This is a genomic window from Blautia sp. An46, from assembly GCF_002161645.1.
Taxonomy (GTDB): Bacteria; Bacillota; Clostridia; order Lachnospirales; family Lachnospiraceae; genus Blautia; species Blautia ornithocaccae.
Map to the genome: position 1 here is coordinate 135,453 of NZ_NFIF01000001.1, position 26,396 is coordinate 161,848.

Annotated in this window: 28 protein-coding genes and 2 pseudogenes; 29 read left to right on the forward strand and 1 reads right to left on the reverse strand. The window is 41.1% G+C overall.

Annotation, left to right across the window (positions count from 1 at the left end; translation table 11 throughout):
- The first annotated feature begins 10 nt into the window (after positions 1–10).
- The 29 genes and pseudogenes from B5G00_RS00635 to B5G00_RS19080 all read left to right on the forward strand — a co-directional run bounded on the left by B5G00_RS00635 (position 11) and on the right by B5G00_RS19080 (position 25,110).
- Positions 11–1,747 carry an ABC transporter ATP-binding protein gene (locus B5G00_RS00635; protein WP_087266938.1) on the forward strand — a complete coding sequence of 579 codons (1,737 nt, stop codon included), beginning with the start codon at positions 11–13 and terminating at the stop codon, positions 1,745–1,747.
- An 11-nt stretch (positions 1,748–1,758) separates the two neighbouring features.
- Entirely contained in the window at positions 1,759–2,136 is a 378-nt protein-coding gene (locus B5G00_RS00640) for a metal-dependent transcriptional regulator (protein WP_087266941.1), read from the forward strand.
- Between the two features lie 187 nt (positions 2,137–2,323).
- A complete protein-coding gene (locus tag B5G00_RS00645; RefSeq protein WP_087266946.1) occupies positions 2,324–2,995 on the forward strand; it encodes a zinc ribbon domain-containing protein in 672 nt (223 codons plus the stop codon).
- A gap of 134 nt (positions 2,996–3,129) precedes the next feature.
- On the forward strand, positions 3,130–3,351 hold the full coding sequence (locus tag B5G00_RS00650) for a helix-turn-helix domain-containing protein (protein WP_087266950.1): 222 nt from the start codon (positions 3,130–3,132) through the stop codon (positions 3,349–3,351).
- Between the two features lie 39 nt (positions 3,352–3,390).
- Positions 3,391–3,807, forward strand: a complete 417-nt coding sequence (locus tag B5G00_RS00655; RefSeq protein WP_087266954.1) for a hypothetical protein — start codon at positions 3,391–3,393, stop codon at positions 3,805–3,807.
- Positions 3,808–3,818: 11 nt separating this feature from the next.
- On the forward strand, positions 3,819–4,436 hold the full coding sequence (locus B5G00_RS00660; RefSeq protein ID WP_087266956.1) for a hypothetical protein: 618 nt from the start codon (positions 3,819–3,821) through the stop codon (positions 4,434–4,436).
- Between the two features lie 100 nt (positions 4,437–4,536).
- Positions 4,537–6,528: an ATP-dependent nuclease gene (locus B5G00_RS00665; protein WP_162613465.1), complete on the forward strand. Its 1,992-nt coding sequence runs from the start codon at positions 4,537–4,539 to the stop codon at positions 6,526–6,528.
- A gap of 1 nt (position 6,529) precedes the next feature.
- Complete coding sequence (locus B5G00_RS00670) at positions 6,530–8,287, forward strand: ATP-dependent helicase (RefSeq protein ID WP_087266961.1); 1,758 nt, start codon at positions 6,530–6,532, stop codon at positions 8,285–8,287.
- Positions 8,288–8,379: 92 nt separating this feature from the next.
- Positions 8,380–8,691, forward strand: a pseudogene (locus B5G00_RS00675) (hypothetical protein); the annotation flags it as partial.
- A gap of 91 nt (positions 8,692–8,782) precedes the next feature.
- Positions 8,783–8,974 carry a hypothetical protein gene (locus B5G00_RS00680; protein WP_087266967.1) on the forward strand — a complete coding sequence of 64 codons (192 nt, stop codon included), beginning with the start codon at positions 8,783–8,785 and terminating at the stop codon, positions 8,972–8,974.
- Between the two features lie 144 nt (positions 8,975–9,118).
- A complete protein-coding gene (locus tag B5G00_RS00685) occupies positions 9,119–9,727 on the forward strand; it encodes a hypothetical protein (RefSeq protein ID WP_227709045.1) in 609 nt (202 codons plus the stop codon).
- A gap of 4 nt (positions 9,728–9,731) precedes the next feature.
- Positions 9,732–9,965, forward strand: coding sequence for an Imm74 family immunity protein (locus B5G00_RS00690; RefSeq protein ID WP_087266970.1), 234 nt, complete (start codon positions 9,732–9,734; stop codon positions 9,963–9,965).
- Positions 9,966–10,135: 170 nt separating this feature from the next.
- Complete coding sequence (locus B5G00_RS00695) at positions 10,136–10,630, forward strand: YcxB family protein (RefSeq protein WP_087266975.1); 495 nt, start codon at positions 10,136–10,138, stop codon at positions 10,628–10,630.
- A gap of 16 nt (positions 10,631–10,646) precedes the next feature.
- Positions 10,647–11,099, forward strand: a complete 453-nt coding sequence (locus B5G00_RS00700) for a hypothetical protein (protein ID WP_087266979.1) — start codon at positions 10,647–10,649, stop codon at positions 11,097–11,099.
- 69 nt (positions 11,100–11,168) lie between these two features.
- The gene (locus B5G00_RS00705; RefSeq protein WP_087266982.1) at positions 11,169–11,849 is read left to right on the forward strand and encodes a PoNi-like cognate immunity protein; all 681 of its coding nucleotides are present in this window, start codon (positions 11,169–11,171) and stop codon (positions 11,847–11,849) included.
- A gap of 124 nt (positions 11,850–11,973) precedes the next feature.
- Positions 11,974–12,318 carry a hypothetical protein gene (locus B5G00_RS00710; protein ID WP_087266985.1) on the forward strand — a complete coding sequence of 115 codons (345 nt, stop codon included), beginning with the start codon at positions 11,974–11,976 and terminating at the stop codon, positions 12,316–12,318.
- 68 nt (positions 12,319–12,386) lie between these two features.
- Positions 12,387–12,899 (forward strand): hypothetical protein, encoded by a 513-nt coding sequence (locus tag B5G00_RS00715; protein WP_087266988.1) that lies wholly within the window; start codon positions 12,387–12,389, stop codon positions 12,897–12,899.
- Between the two features lie 71 nt (positions 12,900–12,970).
- Positions 12,971–13,426 (forward strand): hypothetical protein, encoded by a 456-nt coding sequence (locus B5G00_RS00720; RefSeq protein WP_087266990.1) that lies wholly within the window; start codon positions 12,971–12,973, stop codon positions 13,424–13,426.
- Positions 13,423–13,755 (forward strand): hypothetical protein, encoded by a 333-nt coding sequence (locus B5G00_RS00725; RefSeq protein ID WP_087266993.1) that lies wholly within the window; start codon positions 13,423–13,425, stop codon positions 13,753–13,755. The genes B5G00_RS00720 and B5G00_RS00725 overlap by 4 nt, the downstream gene beginning before the upstream one ends.
- Positions 13,756–13,799: 44 nt before the next feature.
- Positions 13,800–14,075, forward strand: coding sequence for a hypothetical protein (locus B5G00_RS00730; RefSeq protein WP_140403099.1), 276 nt, complete (start codon positions 13,800–13,802; stop codon positions 14,073–14,075).
- Positions 14,076–14,179: 104 nt separating this feature from the next.
- Positions 14,180–14,905 (forward strand): hypothetical protein, encoded by a 726-nt coding sequence (locus B5G00_RS00735; protein WP_140403100.1) that lies wholly within the window; start codon positions 14,180–14,182, stop codon positions 14,903–14,905.
- Between the two features lie 14 nt (positions 14,906–14,919).
- A complete protein-coding gene (locus B5G00_RS00740; protein ID WP_087267001.1) occupies positions 14,920–15,225 on the forward strand; it encodes a hypothetical protein in 306 nt (101 codons plus the stop codon).
- Positions 15,226–15,548: 323 nt separating this feature from the next.
- On the forward strand, positions 15,549–15,776 hold the full coding sequence (locus tag B5G00_RS00745; protein ID WP_022150879.1) for a helix-turn-helix domain-containing protein: 228 nt from the start codon (positions 15,549–15,551) through the stop codon (positions 15,774–15,776).
- Positions 15,769–17,331 (forward strand): type I restriction-modification system subunit M, encoded by a 1,563-nt coding sequence (locus B5G00_RS00750; protein WP_087267004.1) that lies wholly within the window; start codon positions 15,769–15,771, stop codon positions 17,329–17,331. The genes B5G00_RS00745 and B5G00_RS00750 overlap by 8 nt, the downstream gene beginning before the upstream one ends.
- Positions 17,332–17,333: 2 nt before the next feature.
- Positions 17,334–17,999 carry a hypothetical protein gene (locus B5G00_RS00755; protein ID WP_087267007.1) on the forward strand — a complete coding sequence of 222 codons (666 nt, stop codon included), beginning with the start codon at positions 17,334–17,336 and terminating at the stop codon, positions 17,997–17,999.
- A complete protein-coding gene (locus B5G00_RS00760; RefSeq protein ID WP_087267010.1) occupies positions 17,996–19,312 on the forward strand; it encodes a restriction endonuclease subunit S in 1,317 nt (438 codons plus the stop codon). The genes B5G00_RS00755 and B5G00_RS00760 overlap by 4 nt, the downstream gene beginning before the upstream one ends.
- 41 nt (positions 19,313–19,353) lie before the next feature.
- Positions 19,354–19,926: a restriction endonuclease subunit S gene (locus B5G00_RS00765; RefSeq protein ID WP_275532355.1), complete on the forward strand. Its 573-nt coding sequence runs from the start codon at positions 19,354–19,356 to the stop codon at positions 19,924–19,926.
- A gap of 14 nt (positions 19,927–19,940) precedes the next feature.
- Positions 19,941–23,159: a type I restriction endonuclease subunit R gene (locus tag B5G00_RS00770; protein WP_087267016.1), complete on the forward strand. Its 3,219-nt coding sequence runs from the start codon at positions 19,941–19,943 to the stop codon at positions 23,157–23,159.
- A gap of 808 nt (positions 23,160–23,967) precedes the next feature.
- Positions 23,968–25,110 carry an FxLYD domain-containing protein gene (locus B5G00_RS19080; RefSeq protein WP_206423764.1) on the forward strand — a complete coding sequence of 381 codons (1,143 nt, stop codon included), beginning with the start codon at positions 23,968–23,970 and terminating at the stop codon, positions 25,108–25,110.
- 164 nt (positions 25,111–25,274) lie between these two features.
- Here B5G00_RS19080 and B5G00_RS00785 read toward each other — a convergent pair.
- Positions 25,275–26,189, reverse strand: a pseudogene (locus tag B5G00_RS00785) (Abi family protein).
- Positions 26,190–26,396 lie beyond the last annotated feature (207 nt).

Here is a 26,396-nt window from a genome sequence, read left to right on the forward strand (position 1 = left end):
AGGTGGTTTCATGCTTGGCACATTAAAGAAAATATTTGCATTTGCAGGCAATCGGAAAGGGCTTTTGAAAAAATCATTGTTCTTTTCCTTTCTTAACGGTATTTTTGCGTCATTTCAGTTTGGCGCGCTCTACTTCATTGTAGACGCTTTAGCTTCGGATAACCACAGTCTTACTTCTGTATGGCTGGCGCTGGGTATGATGATGCTTTCCATCGCCGGACGGATTTTCTCATCCTTCTTTTCCATGAATGAGCAGACGGTAGTAGGATATGGCATGGTAGCTGATAAGCGTATTTCGATTGGTGATCGCCTCCGCTATATTCCGATGGGCTACTTCAACAAGAATAATATCGGCACGATAACCGGCATTGTAACCACGACATTAGGGGATGTAGAAAGTTCAGCACCCGTAGCATTGGTCAACATGATCGGCGGATTTTTCAACTCCGTTGTTCTTATTCTGTTCCTGCTTCTTTTTAATTGGCAGCTTGGACTTGTCGCTCTGGTTGGGGTTGTCTGCTACCTGCTGGTGACAGAAGCGGCTACTCGAAAATCGACTTCCACAGCAGAAAAAAGGCAGAGCGCACAGCGGGGATTAGTAGAAGCTGTTTTGGAATACATCCAAGGCATGGGTGTGGTAAAATCCTTTGGCTTTGAAAAGGATAGTTCCCAATCCATTGCTGCTGCTATTCGGGATAGCAATAAGGGAAATTTGAAGCTGGTTTATGCAGTAGCTCCTTACATTGCGCTGCAGCAGCTTATAGTGCGGATTTTTAGCACGATTTTACTGATACTGTCCATTTATCTTTATACGATCAACGCATTTTCTTTTGTGTATGGCATCCTTTTTGTTGTCCTTTCCTTCACTGTGTTCAACAATCTCGAAAGTGCTGGTAGTCAGATTACGATGTTGCAGATGCTGGCATCTTCGATTGATACCGCAAATTCTGTGGATAATACGCCAGTCATGGACGAGAAGGGTACAGATATTACGCCAAGGAATACAAATATCGTCTTTGATAATGTGGATTTTTCCTATTCAACTCGAAAGATTTTAGACCATGTGAGCTTATCTATTCCTGAAAAAACGACTACAGCGATTGTCGGGCCATCCGGCTCCGGCAAAACAACCATGTGTAATCTGATTGCCCGCTTTTGGGATGTGAACGCTGGGGAGATTAGCATAGGCGGTACGGATGTACGGGATTTCAAACTGGACAGCCTGATGAAGAATATCTCGATGGTGTTCCAGAGCGTGTATCTCTTTGCAGATACGATTGAGAATAATATCAAGTTTGGCTGCCCGAACGCCACCCATGAGCAGGTGGTTGAGGCGGCGAAAAAGGCTTGCTGCCATGACTTTATTTCCGCTCTGCCGGAGGGTTATGACACTGTGATTGGCGAGGGCGGCGGCACTTTGTCCGGCGGCGAGAAACAGCGTATTTCCATCGCCCGCGCCATGCTGAAAAATGCGCCCATCATCATTTTGGACGAGGCAACAAGCAGTGTTGACCCGGAGAATGAGGATGAATTGCAGCGGGCTATTGAGGCGTTGACCCACGACAAGACCATCATCATGATTGCCCACCGGCTGAAAACTGTTCGAAATGCCGATCAGATTCTTGTGTTAGACAATACCCATATCGTCCAGCGCGGTACTCATGCAGAACTAATCCAGCAGAAGGGCCTGTATGCCGACTTTGTATCGGCCAGACAGGAGGCCATAGGCTGGAAACTGGCTCAGTAAAGGAGGTTCTAATGAAACTTCATGCGTCCGGGGAGGACTACCTGGAAACCATCCTTGTTCTCCAAAAGAAACTCGGTATGGTACGCTCCGTAGATGTGGCCCGGCACATGGAGGTGTCAAAGCCCAGCGTGTGCCATGCAGTGGCTACCTTGCGGGACGGCGGTTTTCTCACAATGGACGAGGATCACTTTCTCCATTTAACCGATATAGGCCGCGAGGTTGCCGAAAAAATCTACGAGCGCCATTGCTTTTTTACCGAGCAGCTTATCGCAGCAGGCGTTGACCCTAAAACTGCAGAGGCCGACGCCTGCCGGATTGAACACATTATCAGCGATGAGAGTTTTTCAAAGCTCAAAGAATCTATAAATAATGAGGCCAAGGCAAGATAACATCAGCCTGTTACTTGCCGGGATAGGTCAATCTGCCTTGCGTGGATTGACCTTTTTCCATGTTATAGAAATTTCAATAATGGACGGTTCTTAAAAGCTATTGCAGATAGATTTACTGACATAAAAAGATTTTTTAAAAATATTCTCATGACCTTTCCGGTTTGCCTGTGCGGGATGTGACCTTTATATGCAGGTGCAGGAGGAAATGATCCGGCGGGCGAACCTCCACAGTGGAGCCAATCGGAAAAAGAGGGTTTACAGCAGCAAGTATGCCTTATCCAGTATTGTCTACTGTTCAAAGTGCGGCGAAATTTACCGGCGGATTGCATGGAATAACCGTGGAAAGCACTCCACCGTGTGGCGGTGTTGTACCCGTGTGGAGCATGGTCCAACTGCCTGTGACGCACCGACCATTCAGGAGCCGGATCTGCAGGCGGCGGTGGTGCAGGCGATTAACCTTACGCTGGGCAACAGAGAAAGCATGATGGCTACTCTCCAGGAAAACGTGGAGGCAGTGATCCGACAGGAGGATGAAACCTCATCGGAAGGGATTGAGAACAAGCTGCTGGAACTGCAAAAGGAACTTCTGAAGCTGGCGAATTCGAAAAAGGATTATAACAGTGTTGCGGATGAGATTGACAGACTGCGGGAATTGAAGCAGAACGCACTGGTGGAGAGCGCCGAGCGGGAGGGATTGAAACAGCGGATCAGGGAAATGCGGGAGTTCCTGGAACAGCAGTCTGCCGAGGTCACGGAGTATGATGAACTGCTGGTGCGGCGGCTGATAGAGAAGATCACGGTTTACGATGAGCGGTTTGAGGTGGAATTCAAATCTGGGGCGAAGGTGGATGTGGAATAATAGGTATGTTGATATCCTATAAGTTCAATCGGACTTGTAGGATGTCTTTTTGTTTGGAAACATATAAAATAAAGGAATGATAAGATTGTGTTTAGCAACCATATGGTTTATAATGAAAAAATGGAGGCATGAAAATGACAACATCTGATATGATTCGGGAACTTTGTGAAAAAATGAATATCAGTATATCAGAACTTGCCCGGAAAATTGGGCAATCACCACAGAATTTTAATAAGAAGTTACAACGTGGGACTGTCAGTGTGGAGGAAATGATTGTTATTGCAGATGTACTAGGGGTCAAATTTGAGCAGAGTTTTACATTAACAAATGGATACAAGATATATCTGGAAAATTGAAATGATGTGTGTAGACAAAGTGTTTAAAGGAGAACAGGTATGCAACAGAGAAAAAAGAAAAAATATTATGGCAAGGTAAGAGCTAAGAAGCTGAGTTCAAGTAAATATATAAACAAAAGAAAAACCTGTTACTTAGAAATACAAGTTCCGGAAATACAGGGGAATACAATAACTTGTACGGCCCCCGTTGTTGAGATTGGAATTCCAAAAAGAATAAACGGGAGATGTGTGAGAAAAATTGGTGCATATAGAATTATTGGTAAAAGCAAGGCTTCAGGATGGGAGATAGTAAAAATATCTTCTTCCTTTAAAACACCGAATAGTTTGATTAATTCAAAAATATTAGTTACAGATGGTAAAAAAGTTGTTAAAGGAACTATTGTAAAAGCAAGTATAGTTGGAGGAGGAGCTACAAGTCCCGCAACTGAAGATGGATTGCCACCTGTAGATGAGTGAAAGGAGTTATTATGGTGGAAGTTGTTAAAGGAGTTCTTGAATTGTTAGAACAGTATTTTGTGTATGTTTATCCAGGTTTTGTTACTATCCTGGTTCATCATTTTGCCAAGGCCAGAGGAACTAAATTAAATAAGTCAACGCTCGGTATTAGTGTGGTTATTAGTTATGTATATATAGTACTATATAAATTCTTTTTCAAAACAGATGTGTCTCAATTTTCAAATAAAGACTATGTAATTTTACTGATATTTTCCATTTTACTACCGGTTATATGGCATTGGATTAGTAGATCATATTTTGCAGAAAAGGTATTGAATAAAATAGGAATTAATACAACTTTGGAGGATACGGTATGGGATTATATACAATACAGAGATAAAGAAAAAAAGGGTATAGTACTGAAGGTATTTTTAGACGATAAAGATATTATGTATGAAGGCAGCCTAAGATATCGGGAATCTGATCCAGAAAAAGAACAAGCAATATGTTTGAGTGGATATAGAAGGTACGTCAAGGAAAATGGAAGATATATTCCAAAACAAGATTATAATAATGACAATTCCAGATGGGTTTTAATAAATATAAAAGAAATTACCCGCTCGGAAATAAAATATGCATCAGAAAAATAGAGGTATATAATTTGCTGATCATTTGTAAATATAATGAAACATCAATTGTATACTAAATAATATGCAATCAATTATTCGAAATATGATTAGGGAGAACAATATGTATCTAAAGAAACTTATAGTCAAAAATTTTAGAATTTTTGACGAATCAGGTATAGAACTTATTTTTAATAAAGGAATAAATGCGATTATTGGAGAAAATAATTCTGGTAAATCTTCTGTAATAGATGCTCTAAGGATTGTTTATTCAACCGTGACATATAAAAAAGATATATTCTTTTCAAAGTCGGATTTCCATGTTAGTGAAGATGGAACAGTGGCGAACCATGCTCAATTTGATGTGTATTTGGAAGATGTCCCTCGTAGAATGATAGAAATTTGGAATCCACAGAGTGATAGCGGTACGGGAGGAGATTTCCATATCAGGTTTGAAAAATATATCTCTCCTAGTGGTACTGAAAAAGTTCGGTCAGTTTATTGGGGATTTGGGACAGAGGGAAATTCATTATCTTCAGATACATTTGAGGCAACCGATGTGGTATTCTTGGGTGCATTACGGGATTCGGAAAATGAGATGAAGCCTTCAAGAAACAGTAAATTGGCACAATTACTTAGAAATTTGGTTCAAGGAGAAGATGTTAGAGCGGAATTAGTTCAAATTTTGAGTGATGCTAATAATAATCTATTGGAAAAAGAGCAGTTAAAAAAGACGAGAAATACAATAAATGAAAATCTTGCAAGAATTGAACAGGAATTTTTAAATCAGCAGATTGATATTGGTTTAGTAGAACCGAGATTCGATTCAATTGCATCTTCTTTACGTGCCTGGGTTAAGCCTAAGTGGATATTAATAAACAAGGCTGATTCTGTTTATGAAAAAGCATATGCATATTTTCAAAGACATACGGATTTGAAGAAAATACAAGATGACACAGAGGGCATTTATTTTGAAATTTCTATTTTGGACAGTGAAACTGACATTGACAAGGAATTAGCTGATAGAATTAGTGAAGTTGCGAATAAATCTTTTGAACTGTATCAAAATGGATTAGGATATAATAATTTGTTATTTATGTCAGCAGTACTCGGTGATATGGCAATTGAAAAGGGCGGAGTTTATCAAAATCTTTTGTTAGTTGAAGAACCAGAGGCTCATCTACATCCACAATTACAGGAATTGGTGCATAATTTTCTATCAGATGCAAATAAGAACGATAATAATATTCAGATTATTTATACATCGCATTCTCCTACATTGGCCTCTAAAATTGATATAGAAAATATTAATCTACTGTATGAGTATGGGCATAAGAAATATTGTTTGCCTTTCTCACAAACGAACTTAACAGAGGAAAATAAAAAATATTTACAAAGATACTTGGATGTCACAAAGTCCCAGATGTTTTTTGCACGAGGAATTTTGTTTGTAGAAGGAATCAGCGAAGCAATTTTACTTCCGGCAATGGCGAAGGCATTGGATAGACCTTTTGAAAAGTATGCAGTAGAATTGGTCAATGTAGATAGTGTAGCATTTGCACCATTTGTTAATCTCTTATCATCTGATAAAGTTAATACCTGCTTTTCAAAGGTATCTATTATTACGGATGATGATAGATGCGCTAAAAAGAATGAAAAAGACTACATTGATAAAAACTATGATTATGATGATATCAGTAGTGAAATTGTCACAAACCTACAAAACGGACAACCTTCGGAAAGATGTAATGATTTGACAACACTATGTTCTGGTGCTGGGATAAACGTATTTACAGCATTTAAAACGTTAGAGTATGCACTATGTTGTAGTGAAGAAAATATTTATCATATGATAGAAGCACTAAAAAAATGTTATACAGATTTGGGACCCAAATTAGAAGCAAAGGTTGGATTATTATCTCAATTAAGCGAAAAAGCAGCATGTGTATGGCTATTTATAAGAGCCAGAGATAAATGTAAAGGAGCAGTTGCACAATACATAAGTCAAGTTATTTGTGATCAGTATGAACTAAAGAAAAAAGGAGAACAAATTGAAAAAGAATTCGTCATTCCAGAATATTTAAAAAATGCAATTTATAGTGTGACGGAGCGATAGCATGGTAAAGAAAATGACTGACGAACAACAAGAATTTTTGAATGCAGAGGGAAAGGTAGTTATAAAGGCTTGCCCAGGGAGTGGGAAGACTTATACTGTTGCGCATAAATTATTGTTATATGTGGATAACTGGAAGGATTATCACAGTGGTGTTGCAGTATTGTCATTTACAAATGTAGCGAGTAATGAGATATATGAAAAGGCACAGTCAATTCATGGTAGTTTAGGAAAACTGGGATATCCCCATTTTATTGGAACCGTGGATAGTTTTATTGATGAATTTATTGTGTTGCGTTATGGCCATTTATATACTGCTGGGAAGGTGCGCCCAAGAATAGCATTGTCTGATAACTGGAAGATACCATACAAATATTGGCGGTCAGAATGCCATAGAAATGGGTGCGTAGACAATATAGAGCAATTTTATTACGGAGTGGATAAAAAATTTTATAAAGGAAACGAACAGGTAATTTGTGATAGAAGAAAAGCGAAGATGCTTCCATGCCAGCAATATAAAAAAATGTTGTCGGATAAGGGAATTGTTTTTCAGAATGAAACGGCGTTATTCGCATATCAACTATTAAAGAAATATCCGGAGGTGGCATCTGCTATAGCAGAAAGATTTCCGATAATTATTATTGATGAAGTTCAAGATACATCGATAAATCAGATGGCAGTTTTTGACTTGTTAAGTGAATCGGGAATGAAATCAATTTTTTTAGTGGGAGATCCAGATCAGTCGATATATGAGTGGAGAAATGCAAATCCGGAATGTATGCTCCAGAAATTAGAAGATCCAAATTGGAAAACTATAGAACTTACGGGGAATTTCAGAAGTTCACAGAATATCTGTAATGTTACTTCATTTTTTTCTGCTAGTTTGCGTGGAAATGGTAGCAATAATGCAATAGGTGCTTGGAAAGACGAAAAGGAAAGGCCGGTTTTATTACTGACAAAGAAAAATTCAGAGGATGAAATTATTAACTACTTTCTTGATAGGTGCAACAAAATGGGGATAGAGATATTACCTAAGAACGTTGCCGTTTTAACCAGAGGGAGGATATATTCTGATACGGATATAATAAGTTTATGGAAAAGTAAAGAAATAGAATTATTTGCTAAAGCGGCATATGAATGGAAGTGTGGTTCAAGAAAAAAAGCTTATCAAGAGGCGTCAAAAGCATCATATAGTATGATTTTCAATGAAGATATAGATGAATATGCGATGAACCAGAAAATTAGAGAATATACTAATGGAGATACATGGAAGGATTATGTAATAGATATTTTGATAGATATGCCTGATATTGAAATAGAAATTGGAGAATGGGTAAAAAATTTTTCAAGTGGTTTTGAGGCAATATGTGCCAAATATGCTTATGAAATATCAACAGATAAAAACTTGAAAGATACTTTTAAGATAAAGCGGAGTGATAAAAATACACCAAATTTTAAACAAATACCACTAAGAAAATATTTTGAGAAAAAAGCAGAAGATAAGTATACCCGCTCTTCAATTCATGGAGTAAAAGGAGAATCTTATGATGCTGTGTTAATTTATGTAAAAAGCCGTACAGGGAGTACAATTACTCCAAAATTACTGATGGAGGGGGCTCTGGACCAGGAACTTATGCATTTGGCTTATGTAGCAATGACTAGACCGAGAAGATTGCTTATGCTTGCTATACCGAATACCAAGGGAATAAAAAATTGTGAGCGGTTTCCAGAAAATTTATGGAGTTATGAGTTACTTGATTGATATGTTTCCACATACTACCGAGAGGACAAAACAGCGGTGGATCAAGTCGGACAAACTGCCTGACAAATGACGTACTTTCTGTCCTCTCGTGCCATGTTGAGACGGTATGTTTATTGTCCAAACTTCATTCAGACCAACATATCGAGGTAGAAGTGAAAATGGACGAGCTTGATTTGACGGCTGCGGAGAGCAAAGCCACTTATGAGGAAATCAAGAAGTATGTACTGGAGCATACGGGATTAAAGGTCAGTAATTTATATATCGCACAGGTAAAGCAGAAATGCGGTATTATTGAGAGGGTAAATTATAACCTACCGAAATCAGAAAACTCCAGACAGCCGAAATGCCCGCCAGAAAAAGAAAAAGCTATAAAAGAGGCATTGGAATATTTTCGTATGATCTGACGCTATCTCGGAAATAGTTATACATTTTTGCACATTTGAGCTGCTCTCCGTTCCTACATATAATGAAAGTGAAGAAACGGAGGTGGCTTGTATGAGAGAACAGAAATTCCACATTTATCTGGATAGCCACGAAAGGACAATCCTGCTACATAGCCTTGTGGAACTGAAAAATCAGCTCCTTGCGCAAGGCAGATATGCGGACTGCGTTGACGAACTGATTTTTAAGGTTACGGGCGCACCGCTGAAAAAACTCAAAGTACAACACGATTGCGGGAGGGTATGATGGATGGCGTAGAATTTAAAGAACTGTTCAAGGCAGCTGTGGAAACACTGAGGGAAAAGACGATCACTCCGCTGTTGGAAGCAGACGCAACCTATCAGGAGGAATTTTGCTGATGCAAAGCGGTATAATCAGTATTGGGATGAGTTGGAAAAGGGAGTACATATAGATCATCCTGGACTGACACAGGCGGATATAGACGCGTGGAAATTAGCGGATATTAAACTCGATGAACATATCGCTATCAGTAAGGTGGATACGGATGCCGTGGTTAAATTGAGGGCAAATGAGGCTACCGCGTACGATAGTTTTATTACATCAAAAAATAGTATAGATGAAATCAGCAGTTCGTCACTGCTGGATATTGATGCAATACGTCCTAAGTTAAAAACTGAACCTGATACGGCTTTTTTCTGGTCTGGAAGAACAGACGGAATAGGTGGAGCTGAGAATGCAGCAAATATCGCTAAAAGTAGAGGTGGAGTTACATTAGAATCTACAATTGAAAAACAAAAAATTGTTATGCCGGAATGGGATTTTAATAATCCAAGTACAATGGAAGCCTGGGACTTGGCATCTGGAGCATATGCCGAACAGGTATCAGGAGAAATAAGAGCGGTCATTGGTTCAGAATTAAGACCGGGCAATATATGGGAAAATATTGAGCTGCCACGTCTTAAGAATAATCCTAATGTTACAAAGATAACAACAATTGACCCGAAAACAGGTATAGAGCATGTTATTTTTGAGAGGTGAGAAAATGAAAATTACAGGTAGTATGAACTATGTTAAATTTGATTTGGAAAATGGTTATATCATAAAAGCGGAAGGAGAAATGCTTGTAGGGAGAAAATTTGTAGTATATACAGACACTATGAAAACATGGGAGCCACCGCATGAGAATGAGAAACTCAGTAAAGAACAAATAGAAGAAATCATTCGGGAAGTGCAGGAAAGTATGAGTGAAAATACAGTTCAGATTATATTTGAATAAAAAAATATGTTTTTGCAGAACATTTGCCGGAAACATGAAATATCAGATATGATATCGACATTTTGCCGTAGCTTTTTATAGATCCATAAGCAGAAAGTTCTCCATAAACAGAAAGTTTATCAGGAGATTAGCAGGGGCTACAGGCGTATTAAGAGAGGGGAAAATCAGAAATGGATAACTTTTTTGTAAGTGAATTTCAATACACAGAAGAATGTATTCCGGAATATCTGAAACGGTGGTGGAGAGAAAACCTGATAGTATCGCATATCTTAACAGCGCTGGTTTTCCTGTATTTTTCCTTGATGTTGATCATACGGAGAAATCTTGTTTATCTGTTTCTGGAACTTCTGCCGGTCCTGCTCCTGCTGCTCATAAGATTCAAGGTCAGCAGGGCAATTAAAGTAGAAAAAGAAAGATATCAGGTAAATTACAGGAATACGGTACCTCTGATGCATATCGAAATAGGTCAGGATATTCTTTACAGAATAGAGGACAAAGAAAAATGTTTATCCCTGTCGGATATTAAAAAAGTGTTGGAAACCCCTGATATGATAGTGATATGTTTGCGGGGGAATCTTATCCTGCCGGTAAAAAAGACTGGATTTATACAGGGGGATGCGGAACATTGTATTAAGTATCTCAGGAGTCAGATAGGGAGCAGATAAAGCGGAAGGTGTGTTCATGTATATTCTTATTCCATTAATACTGTCAGTAGTGTGTTCATTTGTGAATCCTTATGTGGGATTGTTTGGTATATTCACACTAGTAGAAATAATTATTATCCTTTGTGTTGACATCAATGCAAATGTCAGGATCAAATTGAGCCATAAAGTATCTGCGGAAAATCTGTCCCGCTCGGAACGGCTGAAGAAATCAGGAAAGGTTCTTGCAGCAGCAGAATGTGTTCTCACTGCTTTTTTTACAATAATAACTGCAATAGTAGAGATCGGGGTGTGGATGCTTGCAAGCGGAAGCCTTACAGGTGATTCTGCGGTTATGACACCGTTTTCTATCATTTCAGAGGAGAACCTGACACTTAGTTGTATTTTACTTGTATTTGCTATAGCATTTCAGGTAATCGCGCTTATTCTTGCTTTTGTCAGGAGAGGACAGTTGAGAAAAAGAATTTGTTGAGACGATGCTTCTGATGCCCATAAGGGTCAAAGCTGCCGAAGTTTTTCAGAATGGAACAGAGGACTGCAAATGAGAGATCAGATAAAAGATCGAGAATATTTTAATGAATTTTTGCAAGAGGAGCAGGCGAGGATAACCAGATTCTCAGATAAGCTGGCAAATGGTGAAGTAAAACCGGAGAGGCAACTGGCAGTAAAAACAAAAATACATGATTTAAAGCTGGGAATATTAACAGCCAGATATTCCAGAGGGGACGAACTTTCGGCTTTGGAAGGTGAATATGCAGAATTATTGAAAAGCTGGGGAGAAGTAGGGGAACTGGATAATTATAATAAAAACCTGAAAATGATCTCACTGGGAGTTTTGTTTGAGGAAGATATCGTATTGGCAAAAGAGACGAAAGCTATGCTGGATGCTGCAAACATTGACGATTGGCTTTTGGGTTTTCTGTTGAACTCATGGACAGGGAGTGGAATGGATAATAAAGACGTTGATCTGATCTTTCCGAAAGATTTTTCTTTGCTGCAGAAGGTGGTACTGACTCATAATAGAAGAGAATCTCTACAGGAATACTTGTCTTGCTGGTACAGGGAAGACTGCGGATGTTACGAAGCGCATAAGAGCAGCCAGAAGATATATTATGGGTATTGGAGTTTTGAAGCCGGGGCTGTGGCAAAAATATTGAATATAGACGATACAGGCATGGAACATGTGCCCTATTACCCGTACGATCTGGTCCATTATAAGTAATCAATCCTGAACGGATATGTCCGTGAACGTGCGGAAGAAACAGGCGGTTTTCTTTTCGGTTTGATGACGAGAGATAAAATATTTCTGTGATACCGAAAGTTTATAAAAGAAGGTGATTTATGGCATGCGGTCAGGCAGATATATGTCAGGGCATACGGCAATGTCCTGTGTAAAGAAAGAAATGCACCGGCAGTTTGGAGACGAAATATTGCTGGAGGAGGAAAAGCACGCTTGGGAGCATCATGGATGGTTTTTGTTGAAATTCCAGTATATACCGAAACCATATATGATTCAATTTGAAGGAGAATTTAACTGTTTTAATGTTAGGATAACGAAAGACGATGACGCTTATATTGCTTTGAAGAAACTGACTGATTACAGCAATGATCTTACTGAGAAAGATATATGTGATTCCATAGAAAAACTGAAGAATGTACTAAAAGGCGATATTGTTTTTATAGATCCATAAACGGAAAACCCTATCAGGAGATTAATGGAGAGTACAAGTGGATCAAGAGATGAGAGGACTAGTTTCAAATGGATAACAAGTTGGTGAAAAGAAAAATACAGACTTATGAGATTATTTTATGCATTTTTGTACTTGCCGTGGTCGCGGCGGGACTGCTCATGCCGAAGACAGGCCCTCTTGTAATGATCGATGAGATCTGCGACATAGTTGCCATCTGGACTGTATGCATCTATGTGATCGTGCGGATCATACAGTCCAGAGGGCGGTTCCAGGCTTCCGTGAAAGCAGCCCGGATCCTTGTCATAGCCGCATGTGTGGTGATCGGCGTACTGTTTACGAGGAGCACGGCTCTGGATCTTGTGTCCGGACCGGAGACGGCGCAATTGACGGATATACAGGTCAGCAGATCCCAGGCGCATACAGGTATCTTTTCGCTCCACTACTACCTGACAGGAACGGACAGCCGGGGAGAACGTGTCCGGTTGGAGATATCGGGAGACGACTACACCAGACTGTCGGGAAGCAGCAGCGTCACGGTTGAATATTACAGACATACCGGGCGGATCGTAAGGTATCTATAGCGTGCGAGCAGTGTCCGGAACATCCCGGACTATCTGAGGAACTGTAGTCTGGAGAGCGGAAGGAGAAGAAGATGGATATTGTAAATGACCTTATCAGGCGCCGCGCGGCCTGCGAACAGGAGATCGCGAAGCAGGAACGGAAGATACAGGAATACGAAAGGGCGTATGAGTCGCTGCGCAGGTTTGATGGAGCTGTAGATACGGCTCAGAGTAATTTCCACAATGTAAATACAGTAAAACTGAACCGTACATCAGAACTTTCATCCATAACTTCAAGGTGCCGTACAGCACAGCTCTATCTGGAGGGCTCACAGAGAACTCTGAACGGATTCGGGGCAAAGATCGTAGGGGCGGCATTTACCGGACTGGATGTGATGATACGGCTGAAGCTTGCGGAGTACAGACTGAAGATACAGAACTGCGAGAACAGGATATCATCACTCGAGAGATCCATAGACTCGATCAACAGCATGATCGATACTGCCAGGGAAGAACAGGAGCGCGCGGCGCGGGAGGCACAGCAATGAGCAGAGAACTTGTATGTGCGGACGGGGAACTGTCCGCAGCATTGAATAAGACAGAGCGTTACATCGAGTTCCTGGATGAGTGTATCCGGGAATATAACAAGATCCTGTCTGACACGGCAGATATCGGGATCAACGACGTGTTGGTCTGCACGGAACTTGCACGGCTTTCAGGACAGGTGTCAGAGATAAAGAGAGCGCTGGATGCAGTGCTTCCGGACATTTCTGAGACTGTCGGCAGGGAGATCCAGGACATTGAGGATGCGGATAACTTTACATACCCGGACATATCGTTCGGGGATATCATGAGCACTCTTGCAGGCTTTTTGTAAATTCCCGGCAGGCGGAAATGAGGTGAAATACAGTGATATCAGAGATGACAATCATAGTACAGAGGGCAATGCTGAAGATACAGGCGGAGAGGATGCGGGAACTTGCATCCAAGATAAGCTCCAGGTCGTACCGTCTGGAATTTGAGCAGGGGGAAGGTGCTTTCGTAAAGGAGTTAGAAGCAATGGCCGCCGAGCTTAAAAGTGTGGGAAATGCACTTGGCGCCCTGGCGGCTGTGACGGCGGAACGCCTCGACAGCGCAGAGATAGAATTCACTGCGGCGGATGAACGTACCGCAGGATTCTACCGGGGAGGAGAATGAGAGTGGGGATAAGAAAGAAAACCTTTTGGAAGAGAACTTTTGCTGTATTCCTCGCATCAGTCTGTTTGTGGTCAGCAGCCGGATGCACAGGAGCGGGAACAGGAATGGACAGGGAGGATGAAAAGGTGAGCACAGAACTGACACAGAGGCAGAGAGAACTGTTGGAAGAGATGGGACTGCCGGCTGATTATGATAAACTTACCGATACCCAGAAGAACGCGGTCACGTCGATCGAGGCGATGCTTTCGTATCTGGAGAGTAAATATCAGGAGGAATTCTGCTACCTGTCTTATGCAGAAGCAGGGACTCTGGAGAAGGAGCACCTGGAGGCATATCCGGCGTCGGGGACACCGTCAGATGTGGTGACCGTATATCGGACATATGAGGACGGAGAATATCATTACGAAGATGATTACGGCAATATCGGAGTCAGACCTCTGTATGAGAGCAGGGTAAGAGAATTTGCCGTACAGTCTTTCCCGGAGAGCGGGATCAAAGTATTCAGCGATATCCGGAACTTAGGACAGGGTACAGACGGACAAAGTGTAACGGAGGAAAATGTACTGCAGACTGCATCGGCAGTCACGTACATCTTCATTTCTGAAAGCGTGTGTACGGAGGCGCAGCTCCGGGATTTTACAGAAGAGTGTGCGCAGTGGATGGAAAGCCAGTGCCAGGGTGTGGCGGCACAGATCTGTCTGAGACTGACAGATGCAGCTCAGTGGGAGTTGATCGATGCAACCGGATATGAGGACAAGCTGAGAGCGGACATATTTACGGCTGAGGCAGAATGTGCAATTTCGGCTTCCGGCAAGGTTACGGTTTACTGACGGAGGAAATGATCATGTATCTTACAGATGAACAAATCATGCTGCTCGAGCAATTGACCTATCTTACAGACGATGTGGCGGATGCAGCCGGGGTGCTCCTCGGCCCGTATGACAGCGTGGAGGATCTGCTCCAGCAGTTTGATGATGATGCGCTGCAAAGGCTTGAAGATCCGGGAAATCCTGACAGCACAAAGGACTGTACAGGTGGAAAGAAATGGGCGGCCATCATACGCCAGATCAAAAGCGATCCGGATTTGTACAGTCTGGATATTGTGAATAAAGACGAGACGGTCGCTCTGCTCACGAGAAAAGCCCAGTAAATCAAAGGTTTCTGCCGATTTGGAGCGAAAATAGGTGTGTGTTTCTGTTTCCGTAGAATGGGTATAGGGAAATTGATTTACCCAGGGGGATAGACATAGGAAACAAGTGATATACATTTTGACGAAAGGATATATTTTCACAAAATCAGAAAAAAGTGGCATTGCATTTTCTTTAATTAACTGGAAGTGCAATGCCGTTTTGTTATGAATAACAGTTTATTTGAAAGAAAATTTCTTTTTCAAAAGGTATTCCTGAATTGAAAAATTCACTTTTGCGTGATATACTTTTCTTATATTTTCTGGCAGAAAAATGGAGGTGCGATATGGCAGTTAGCTATAAGAAATTATTCCATTTATTGATAGAGAAAAACATGACGAATGCACAGCTGCAGCAGGAAGCGGGTTTTTCCGCAAATATTATCACGCGATTGAAACGAGGCGGGTATATTTCCCTTGAAAGTGTGGAAAGTATCTGCCGTGTTTTGAATTGTGGTGTGGACGATATTCTGGAATTTATACCGGAAGATAACGGAGGAAAAGAGAATGGTTGATACTAAAAAGGAACAAGAGCGTGATGAACTGCATCGTGCTATTTGGGCAATTGCGGATGAATTGAGGGGAGCAGTTGACGGATGGGACTTTAAGAATTATGTTCTTGGAACGATGTTCTATCGATATATTTCTGAAAATTTGTGTAATTACATAAACAGTGGAGAGGCAGCAGCAGGAAACTCTGATTTTGACTTTGCAAAAATGCCTGACGAGGATGCAGAAGAAGCACGTGACGGATTAGTGGAAGAAAAAGGCTTTTTCATTTTGCCGAGCGAATTATTCTGCAATGTTCGTGCCAATGCTGCGAATGATGAAAACTTAAATGAGACATTGGAACGAGTGTTCCGCCATATTGAAGAATCCGCGAAAGGCAGCGAGGCAGAGAACGATTTTGCTGGACTGTTCGATGATTATGATGTGAATAGTAATAAATTAGGTTCTACGGTAGCCAAGCGGAATGAGAAACTGGTCAAATTGCTGAATGGCGTGGGAGAAATGAAACTTGGTGATGTGAAAGACCATTCCATCGATGCGTTTGGTGATGCATATGAGTACCTTATGATGATGTATGCCTCCAATGCGGGAAAATCAGGAGGGGAATTTTTCACCCCTGCAGACGTCTCAGAACTGCTCACAAGGCTTGGAACTGTGGGAAAAACAGAGATCAATAAAGTTTATGATCCGGCCTGCGGGAGCGGCTCCCTGCTGCTAAAGGCAGAAAAAATTCTGGGCAGAGATGCGATAAGGAATGGCTTTTATGGACAGGAAATCAATATTACCACTTATAACCTGTGCCGTATTAATATGTTTTTACATGATGTGGGATTTGATAAATTTAATATTGCCTGCGAGGACACATTGATCAGTCCGCAGCATTGGGATGACGAGCCGTTTGAATTGATTGTTTCAAATCCGCCTTATTCTATCAAATGGGTGGGAGACGATAATCCGTTGCTGATTAATGATCCCCGTTTTGCTCCTGCCGGAGTTCTGGCGCCAAAGAGTAAGGCAGATATGGCATTTATTATGCATAGTCTTTCATGGCTTGCATCTAATGGGACTGCTGCCATTGTATGCTTTCCTGGCATTATGTACCGTGGCGGAGCCGAGCAGAAAATCCGTAAATATCTGGTTGATAATAACTATGTGGATTGTATCATTCAGCTTCCGAGTAACCTGTTCTTCGGGACTTCTATTGCTACTTGCATCATGGTAATGAAGAAAAATAAGGTAGATAACAAGACGCTGTTCATTGATGCGACAAGAGAGTGCGTTAAGGTTACAAACAATAATAAGCTGACGCCTGAGAATATAGATCATATTGTTGATGCGTTTGCAAAGCGTGAAGAAGTAGAGCATTTTGCACATCTGTCTAGTTATGAAGAAGTGTCCGGCAATGATTATAATTTATCTGTGACCACATATGTTGAGGCTGAGGATACAAGAGAGAAAATTGATATAGTAAAGCTGAATGCGGAAATAAAGGAAATAGTGGCGCGTGAGCAAGTGCTTCGTGATGAGATTGATAAGATTATCGCAGAAATTGAGGTGTAATTATGAATGAAAAAGAAGCGTTAAAAAAGCTGATTGATAATCCAAAACAGCCTAATGTCAGTGAATGGGTTTATGAGGTTGAGGCATTTTTAGAGGAAATTAATGAAAACAACGAGGAAGCATGGATGCTTATTGATGGCATAAAAAAACAGGGGGATGCCTTTCAACGCTGTGAAAATTTAGTAGCATTATTGCGACAATTGTACAAGAAAAAATATGATAAAGTGTCCATTCCACCGATAACAAAAAGGAATCAAATATTTGTTGCAATGAAGTTTTCTGCGGAAAGCGATTCTACATATGAACAAGTATATAAACCTATTATTCAGTCATTGAACTATTCAGTTATGAGAATTGATGAAAAACAATTTAATGGCTCTATTATCGGAGAAATTACTAAAGAAATAGCGGATTCTATCGCTTTGATTGCAGATTTAACTGGTAATCGTGGCGGTGTCTATTATGAAGCTGGAATTGCCAGAGGACTACAGTTATGTAATCATCCAATTAAATTGATTCTAACTTGTAAAAGAAGTTTTTTTGATAATGAAGGAGTCCACTTTGATGTTAGTGGTGATAACATTGTACTTTATGAGAATGATGATGATTTAAGACAAAAACTTTCAAAAAGATTACAAACCGTTTTGAGCAAGGAGACTAAAGTATGAGCAGATTAGGGGAGTTGATTGCGGAACTTTGCCCCAATGGTGTGGAGTATAGAGCTTTTGGCGAAAGTGCAACAATAGTTAGAGGGGCATCACCACGCCCGATAAAAAATTTCATTACAACAGAATCTACAGGTGTGAATTGGATTAAAATTGGTGATGTAAAGCCGGGAGATAAATATATTACATCTTCGGCAGAAAAAATTACTCCAGAGGGTGCCAAAAAATCTCGTGCTGTCAAAAAAGGAGATTTTATTCTTTCAAATTCCATGAGCTTTGGCAGACCATATATTTTGCAAATAGATGGATGTATTCATGATGGATGGCTTGCTATTAGTGATTTTTCGGATAACTATCTGTCTGATTTTTTGTTTCACTTATTGAATTCCAATAGTTGTCAAAGCGAAATGCGGAAAAAGGCATCATTTGGCGGAGCTGTTCAGAATTTAAATGCTGATATTGTAAGAGCGTTAGTTCTGCCTGTGCCTCCTCTGGAGGTACAACGTGAAATAGTCCGCATGCTGGACTCTTTCACGTTACTTACAGCCGAGCTTACAGCCGAGCTTACAGCCGAGCTTACAGCTCGGAAAAAGCAATATGATTTTTACAGGAATAAGTTACTTACTCACAATAAGGAATATCCAATGAAGCCACTTGCTGACTTAGGTAAATGGGCTGGTGGAAAGACTCCTGCTATGGCAGAAAAGAGTTTTTGGGAAGGTGGAACAATTCCTTGGATCTCATCGAAAGATATGAAAGTCTCTATTTTGGCGGATACCCAGGATCATATTACAGAAAAGGCTATAAATGAAGCCTCTATGACTTTGTTTCCTGAAAATAGTATTGCTATAGTGACTCGATCTGGAATTTTAAAACACACGTTTCCAGTTGCATATGTTCCTTTTAAAACGACTATTAACCAAGATATTAAAATTCTGGTTGTGAATAAAGATGTTTTGCCACGCTATGCATTTCATGTCATTCAGGGGAAAGGCCAAGATATTCTAACAAAAACGAAAAAGCAAGGCGGAACAGTGGATTCTTTAGATTTCCAAAAGGTGCTTGCATATAAGGTTCCAGTTCCACCTTTAGATGTGCAGGAGCGCCTGGTGCAGGTTCTCGATAACTTTGAATCTATATGTACTGACCTCAACATTGGTCTGCCAGCAGAAATAGAAGCACGTCAAAAACAATATGAATATTATCGTGATTTACTCTTGACATTTGCCGAGACTGGAAGCATGCTCGTGACAGACAGACAGACAGACAGACAGACAGACAGACAGACAGACAGACAGACAGACAGACAGAACTGAGCGCAATTAGGCTTATTCAGTATGTATTTGGATATGCTACTATACCTTTAGTTTATGTTAGCGATTTTAGGAATGGGAAAGGCCACGAAAAAAATATTGTCAATAATGGAAAATATATTGTGGTAAATGCTAAGTTTATTTCTACAGATGGACAAATAAAAAAATATTCAAATAAGCAAATCTGTCCATTATACAAAGATGATATTTTGATGGTTATGAGTGATCTACCAAATGGCCGGGCATTGGCTAAATGTTTTTTGGTGGATGAAGATGATAAATTTACACTTAACCAAAGAATTGGCGCATTTACAGTACGCAGACACGATCTTATTAATACCAAGTATCTATATTATGTATTAAATCGGAATTCTCAACTATTGAAATATGATAACGGAGCAGATCAGACAAATTTACGGAAAAACGAAATTTTAAATATTTTAATCCCTGTACCTTCTATAGAAGAACAACAAAGGGTTGTAAATATACTCGACCGATTTGACACCCTTTGCAACGACCTGTCTGCAGGCCTTCCGGCGGAGATCGAGGCACGCCGGAAGCAGTATGAATACTATCGGGATAAGCTATTATCCTTTGAAGAACTACAGAAAAAGTAAGGAGGCGAAATGCTGTGCCATATTTTAATATTGTGGCGGAAACGTCAGAAAATACCGTTGTCACGGAATATGAGCCGGTAAAGAAGCGTTCTGACAGTTACCAGAGCGAAGCCGCCCTGGAACAGGAATTCATCCGCATGCTGTGTGAACAAGGGTATGAATACCTTCCGATTCACACGGAGAGTGATCTGGTTAGTAATCTCCGCAGGCAGCTGGAGGAATTGAACCATTATATCTTTTCCGATACAGAATGGGAGGACTTCTTCCACAATGCCATAGCAAACCCGAATGAACACATCGTGGAAAAGACCCGGAAGATACAGGAGGATCATATCCAGAATCTGCGTCGTGACGATGGATCGACTAAGAACATCACGCTGATCGACAAGAAAAATATCCACAATAACCGTCTGCAGGTCATCAATCAGTATGTGGTTAGTACAAAAGATGGGGCAAAGCACGACAACCGGTATGATGTTACAGTGCTGGTCAACGGGTTCCCGTTAGTACATATAGAACTGAAACGCAGGGGCGTGGCCATCCGGGAGGCTTTCAATCAGATTGAGCGCTACCAGAGAGAGTCTTTCTGGTCGGGCAGTGGGCTGTATGAATACATCCAGATTTTTGTTATCTCCAATGGAGCAAATACGAAATATTATTCTAACAGTACCCGGTGGAACGCAGAGCGGGAGCATAAAAAGAAAGGCGCAAGTAAGACCAAGAGCAGTAACAGTTTTGAGTTTACCTGCTTCTGGGCAGATGCCAATAATCGTGTGATCCCTGATTTGATCGATTTTACGAAGACGTTTTTCGCAAAGCACACGATTTTAAATATCTTGACAAAATATTGTATCTTTACGTCCGAGGATATGCTGATGGTCATGCGCCCTTATCAGATCACAGCTACGGAGCGCATTCTTAATAGGATTGAGATTGCCAACAATTATAAAAAATATGGCAGCGTGGAAGGCGGCGGTTATATCTGGCACACCACAGGTTCCGGCAAGACCCTGACTTCTTTTAAGACAGCAAGGCTTGCCTCAAGGCTCCCGTATATTGACAAAGTACTGTTCGTGGTAGACCGTAAGGATCTGGACTACCAGACCATGAAGGAATATGATCGTTTTGAAAAAGGGGCGGCAAACAGCAACACCTCCACTGCGGTTTTGAAAAAGCAACTGGAAGACGTGGAAGCCCATATCATTATTACGACCATTCAGAAACTGGCAACCTTTATCAAGAAGAATCCTGTTCATGAGGTGTACACGAAACACGTGGTCATCATTTTTGACGAGTGCCATCGGAGCCAGTTTGGGGACATGCACACGGCGATTGTGAAACATTTTAAGAAATATCATCTGTTCGGCTTCACTGGCACACCGATCTTTTCCGTGAATTCGGGCAGGGCAAAAAACCCGGAATTCTTTACTACGGCGCAGACATTTGGAGACCAGCTTCACAGCTATACTATTGTGGACGCCATCAATGACAAGAATGTACTCCCGTTCCGGGTGGATTACGTCCAGACAATGAAGGCGGAGGAAGAGATTACGGATGAGATGGTCTGGGATATTAACCGGGAGAAGGCCATGATGGCTCCTGAGCGTATCCGCCTTGTGACCAGCTATATTCTAGAGCATTTCGACCAGAAGACCTACCGTGGCGATAAAACCTACGTATATAATACACTGGTGAATATCAAGGAAGTGGCATCTGCCAAGCGTGACGAAGTGGAAGAAATCAAGCGGAAACAGCGCATCAGTGGTTTTAATTCCATCTTTGCGGTGGCGAGCGTGCCGATGGCCAAGTTGTATTACCGGGAGTTCCAGAAACAGATGGCGGAAGACCCGACCAAGAAGCTGCGGATTGCGACTATTTTCAGCTATGGCGCAAATGAAGAGGAAGCGGATGGTATTCTGGATGAGGAGAATTCGGAAGACACATCTGCTCTTGACCAGCCATCCCGTGAATTTTTGGAAGAGGCAATCCGGGATTATAACGAAATGTTCCATACGAACTATGACACCTCCAGTGAGAAATTCCAGAATTATTATAAAGACGTGTCGCTGCGTATGAAGAATAAAGAACTGGATCTGCTGATTGTCGTGAACATGTTCCTCACGGGATTTGACGCTACGACTATGAACACGCTGTGGGTGGACAAAAACCTGAAGATGCATGGGTTGATTCAGGCGTTTTCCCGTACCAATCGTATCCTGAATTCCATTAAGACCTTTGGGAATGTCGTGTGCTTCCGAAACCTGCAAAAGCGTGTGGACAGCGCCATTTCCCTTTTTGGGGATAAGAATGCGGGAGGAATCGTCCTCCTACAAAGTTTTAAAGATTATTATTACGGGTACGAATCCATAGACGGTAAGCCAATGCCGGGATACGTGGATTTGATAGAAGAACTGAATCAGAAATTTCCATTGTCGGAGCCACGAATCACCGGGGAGCAGAACCAGAAAGAGTTTATTGCCTTGTTTGGCGCTATTCTCCGCATGCGAAACCTTCTGATATCCTTTGATGACTTTAAAGGCAAGGAGAGGATCTCCGAGCGTGATCTGCAGGATTATCTGGGGCGTTATCAGGACTTACGAGACGAGTGGAGTCACAAACGGAGAGAAAGCACGGATATCACGGATGACGTGGTCTTTGAAGTGGAACTGATCCACCAGATCGAGATTAACATTGATTATATCCTGATGCTCGTGAAAAAGTACCACGATACCCACTGTGAGGATAAGGAAGTGCTGATCACGATCCGTAAAGCCGTAGACGCCAGTCCGGAATTGCGGAGCAAGAAACAACTGATCGAGAACTTTATCGCCGGGATCAACGAGGTGGATGACGTCATGGACGAATGGAATAACTACGTGGCACAGCGGCGGGAACAAGATCTTGATGAGATTATCGTGGAAGAAAGGCTGCGCCCGGAGGACACCCGGAAGTTCATGGAGAACGCTTTCCGGGACGGGGAGATCAAGACAACCGGGACTGACATTGATAAACTCCTGCCCCCGATCTCACGCTTCGGCGGCACTGGTACCAGGGCGAAGAAGAAGCAAGGCGTCATTGATAAGTTAAAGACATTTTTTGAAAAATATTTTGGTATTGGCGGTTCAGCATCTTTTATCGAGCCGAGACATAACATGATTACTTATGATCTTGACGGAAAGGAGTCGCTGTCGATGGTAGCAGAACCGAAAACACCATATGGAAAGAAGGATTAATTCTTGCAGGCATGATATAGTAGTGTTCGTAAGGAAAATGGAACTATTGACAAATAGAACGTATGTTCGTATGATATAATCATCGCTACAGTAGGAATCGTTGATACGAAACGAGAAGAGATTAAACAGACACTTTCCCTTGAGTTTAATCTTGCTTAGGAGGCGTAATGATTATATGGAATATGAAATAGGATCCAAAGCCTTCATCATTGAAAGTAATCGAATTCTTCGAGAAGTAACCATAGTTCGTAAGAACTCAGATTTCTATATTGTTCGGTTTGACAACAATGGCAGTATCCAGTTACGCAAAAGCCGGATCTTCCCTACCAGGGAAGCTGCAGAACAGTATCTTTCAAAGAATAACCGCGATAGTAGAATACATATTTGCAATTTAATATAACGATTTGGAGGCTATGCTAGTTTTAAAAGACATTTTATACAATGTCTGGGAAAACCGGAAGAAAACAAATAATGTGGATTTATTCACGAGAATGCGGTTCGTATTTGTTGTGTTCAGATTTCCTTTATAAAAGAGGTAGGTTACGCAGAACTGGTTTACTAAAGGTGTACTGTTTTTTCAGATCCACTGAGCTATGATAATAATTGCCAAAATAAGACGGGGCTTGAAGTGAAAACTTCAGGCCCTTTTTTCGTGGCCGGACGGGGCTATATCCTTTCACTCGCCTGTACATAGAAGAGAGTGAAAGTGTTACTGCATGACTGTATATGTGAAAAAAGTTTTTCGTTGTTTTTTTCAATCCTTCAGGTTATAATTATTTCAATATTAAATGATAAAGGGGGGAGCATTTTGGCTCTAATTAAGTGTTCAGAATGTGGAAGAGAAATCAGCGATAAGGCTAGCAGTTGTCCTCAATGTGGCTGTCCGGTAACAGGAACAGAAGAACTGGTAGAAAAACTTGCTGTGGAGAAAAACGATTCAGAGGGAAACAAAGAAGAAAACAATAAAGAAAAAATTAAATCCGAAGAAAACAAACCAAAAGAGAGAAAGAAATTATCTAAAGGAGGAGTTATTGCGATTATTGTTGCAGTAGTAGTGATTGCAGTTGCAGCTATTGCCTACTATGTGTTGACCACGGATTCTAGAAATTATAATTCTGCAAAGGAACTGTTTGAAGAAGAAAAATTTCAAGAAGCGTTAGAAATTTTCGCTGAACTTGGTGATTATGAAGATTCGGCAGAGATGGTAGAAAAATGTGAGTATGAATTATCTATAGATGGTCAGTTTATGAGAAGCCTTTCGAAGGGATTAATGGCTCGATGGGCTGAATCAGACGCTCAGGCAGAGCAAGGTTTTATAGGGGAAGATCCAGATCTGTACAGCAAGTACTGCGAGCTTGAATTAGAACAGGTTGGAGATTTTGCAGATCAGACGTTTGATAATAGTGAGCTTGAGGCGGACGCAAAGCAATATATAGAATACTTAAATCAGGCTCAAGAAGCAACTAAATTCTATACTGTGGATTATACGACATTTAGTACACAATGGGCAGATACATACGCAAATAGAACAATATTATTGAAAAAGTTTGTAGATGATTATGGCTTAGTTGTAAAAGAAGAATATCAGGATACTCTGGATGATCTCTTGGTGGATGCATCAGCGGCACAGGAACAAATTGATATAAAAGATTCGATTCAAAAAATGACTGAGCAGTTCAAAATCGAAACAACGGAAGACGAATGGGGGTATAAGACCTACAAGATATCTATGAAAAATACTACAGATCGTACTTTTGAGTATTTTAGTGCAGAGATTAATTTGTATGATGAGAAGCAGGTAATTGTAGGAACTGGAAACACAGATCAACTTAACTCTTGGCAACCAGGCCAAGAGGCATCTGTTAGTGCATGGTTTGATGGAGAAATCAATCCCAATGATTATATTATTAAATATGTTCCACATTATCAGTCTGGTACATATTATTCGTAATTAATGACAAGTGTACTAAAGGTGTACTGTTTTTTCAGATCGGCTGTGCTAACATTAGAATTGCCAAAATAAGACGAGGGCTTGGAGTACAAATTTCAAGTCCTTTTTTCGTGGCCGGACGGGGATACAGGTTTTGAGTGCTTTTACTAGCTTGTGAGGCCGTCTTAAATGCGGTATCGGGTAATATCTTTCCAGTTTGCAGGGAATCCCATTATATCCAAAAGGGAAGATTCACTGATCTGCCCGCTGTTTTTTATGTACTTATTGATAATGCCGATTAATTCGCGTTTAAATTCCAGAAAGTCCTGTTTGGGGAGCAGGTAACGGAAAGCGATGACCAGACCGAACAGATCCCGTTTTCCGGAAAGATACTGATTCCCTTTTTTTGGTATATTCAGTTTCTGATGAAGCATTGTATCTGGAAAATCAATCTGGGTCCGGAAAGAATAAAGCCGCTCGTTATGTGCGCATACGTTCCGGAACAGGGTAAGGATTTTCAGATAACGTTCCAGGTTCTTTTCATTTACGCCTGGAAAATCTTTGCTGATACCGCTTTGCAGTTGGAAGGGGAGCAAGGCGTAAAATCTGGAAATCTGTCCATAAGTCAGGGTGTTGGTCAGCACCCATAGAGGAACGTTATGGTAAACCTTCCGTTGGTGGACAACATAATTATGTTCCGTATTTTTATTTGCCTGGTAGGATAAGATCTGGATCAGGCGGGTGATATCAGCAGCATTCTTTTTTGTATGATTATAATTCCCAGGAGTGAGGTATGCGGTCTGCTGTTCGCCATGGAGACTGCAAAAATGGTAGGAAACAAGCTACCGGATTTTACATTCTATTTCACACAAATATTTGAAAACAAGTTCACGCAGGGAAAGATCAAACCGGTACAGGGCATAGATATCCTCAAAAGAAGTATTGTTCTGGTAAATACGAGTCATGGGGTTGATGAACGGTGTTTTGTATCCTCCGATCAAGGAAAAATATCCGATATTTTTTAGGATTTCTTTTGCGGCTGCCCGGTCATGAATTTGAAGTTTTTTTTTCATTCTGCAGTTTATCAAGCTGCTGGTCATATGTAAGAAACGGTTTTGACAAAGCTTTCCCCTCTTCCTGTTTTCAGAATAAAAAAAGGAGGGCCCGCAGGTCCTCCCCCGGTCTCAGTCCTCACGAGTATCTGAAACCTGATCACTAAGACAGAGTCTAGCACGGATCCACTCAAAAGTCAATGGCTTTTAGCAAATCCAGCGGCTTTGTCCTTCGATTATTGTATTCGAAGAAAA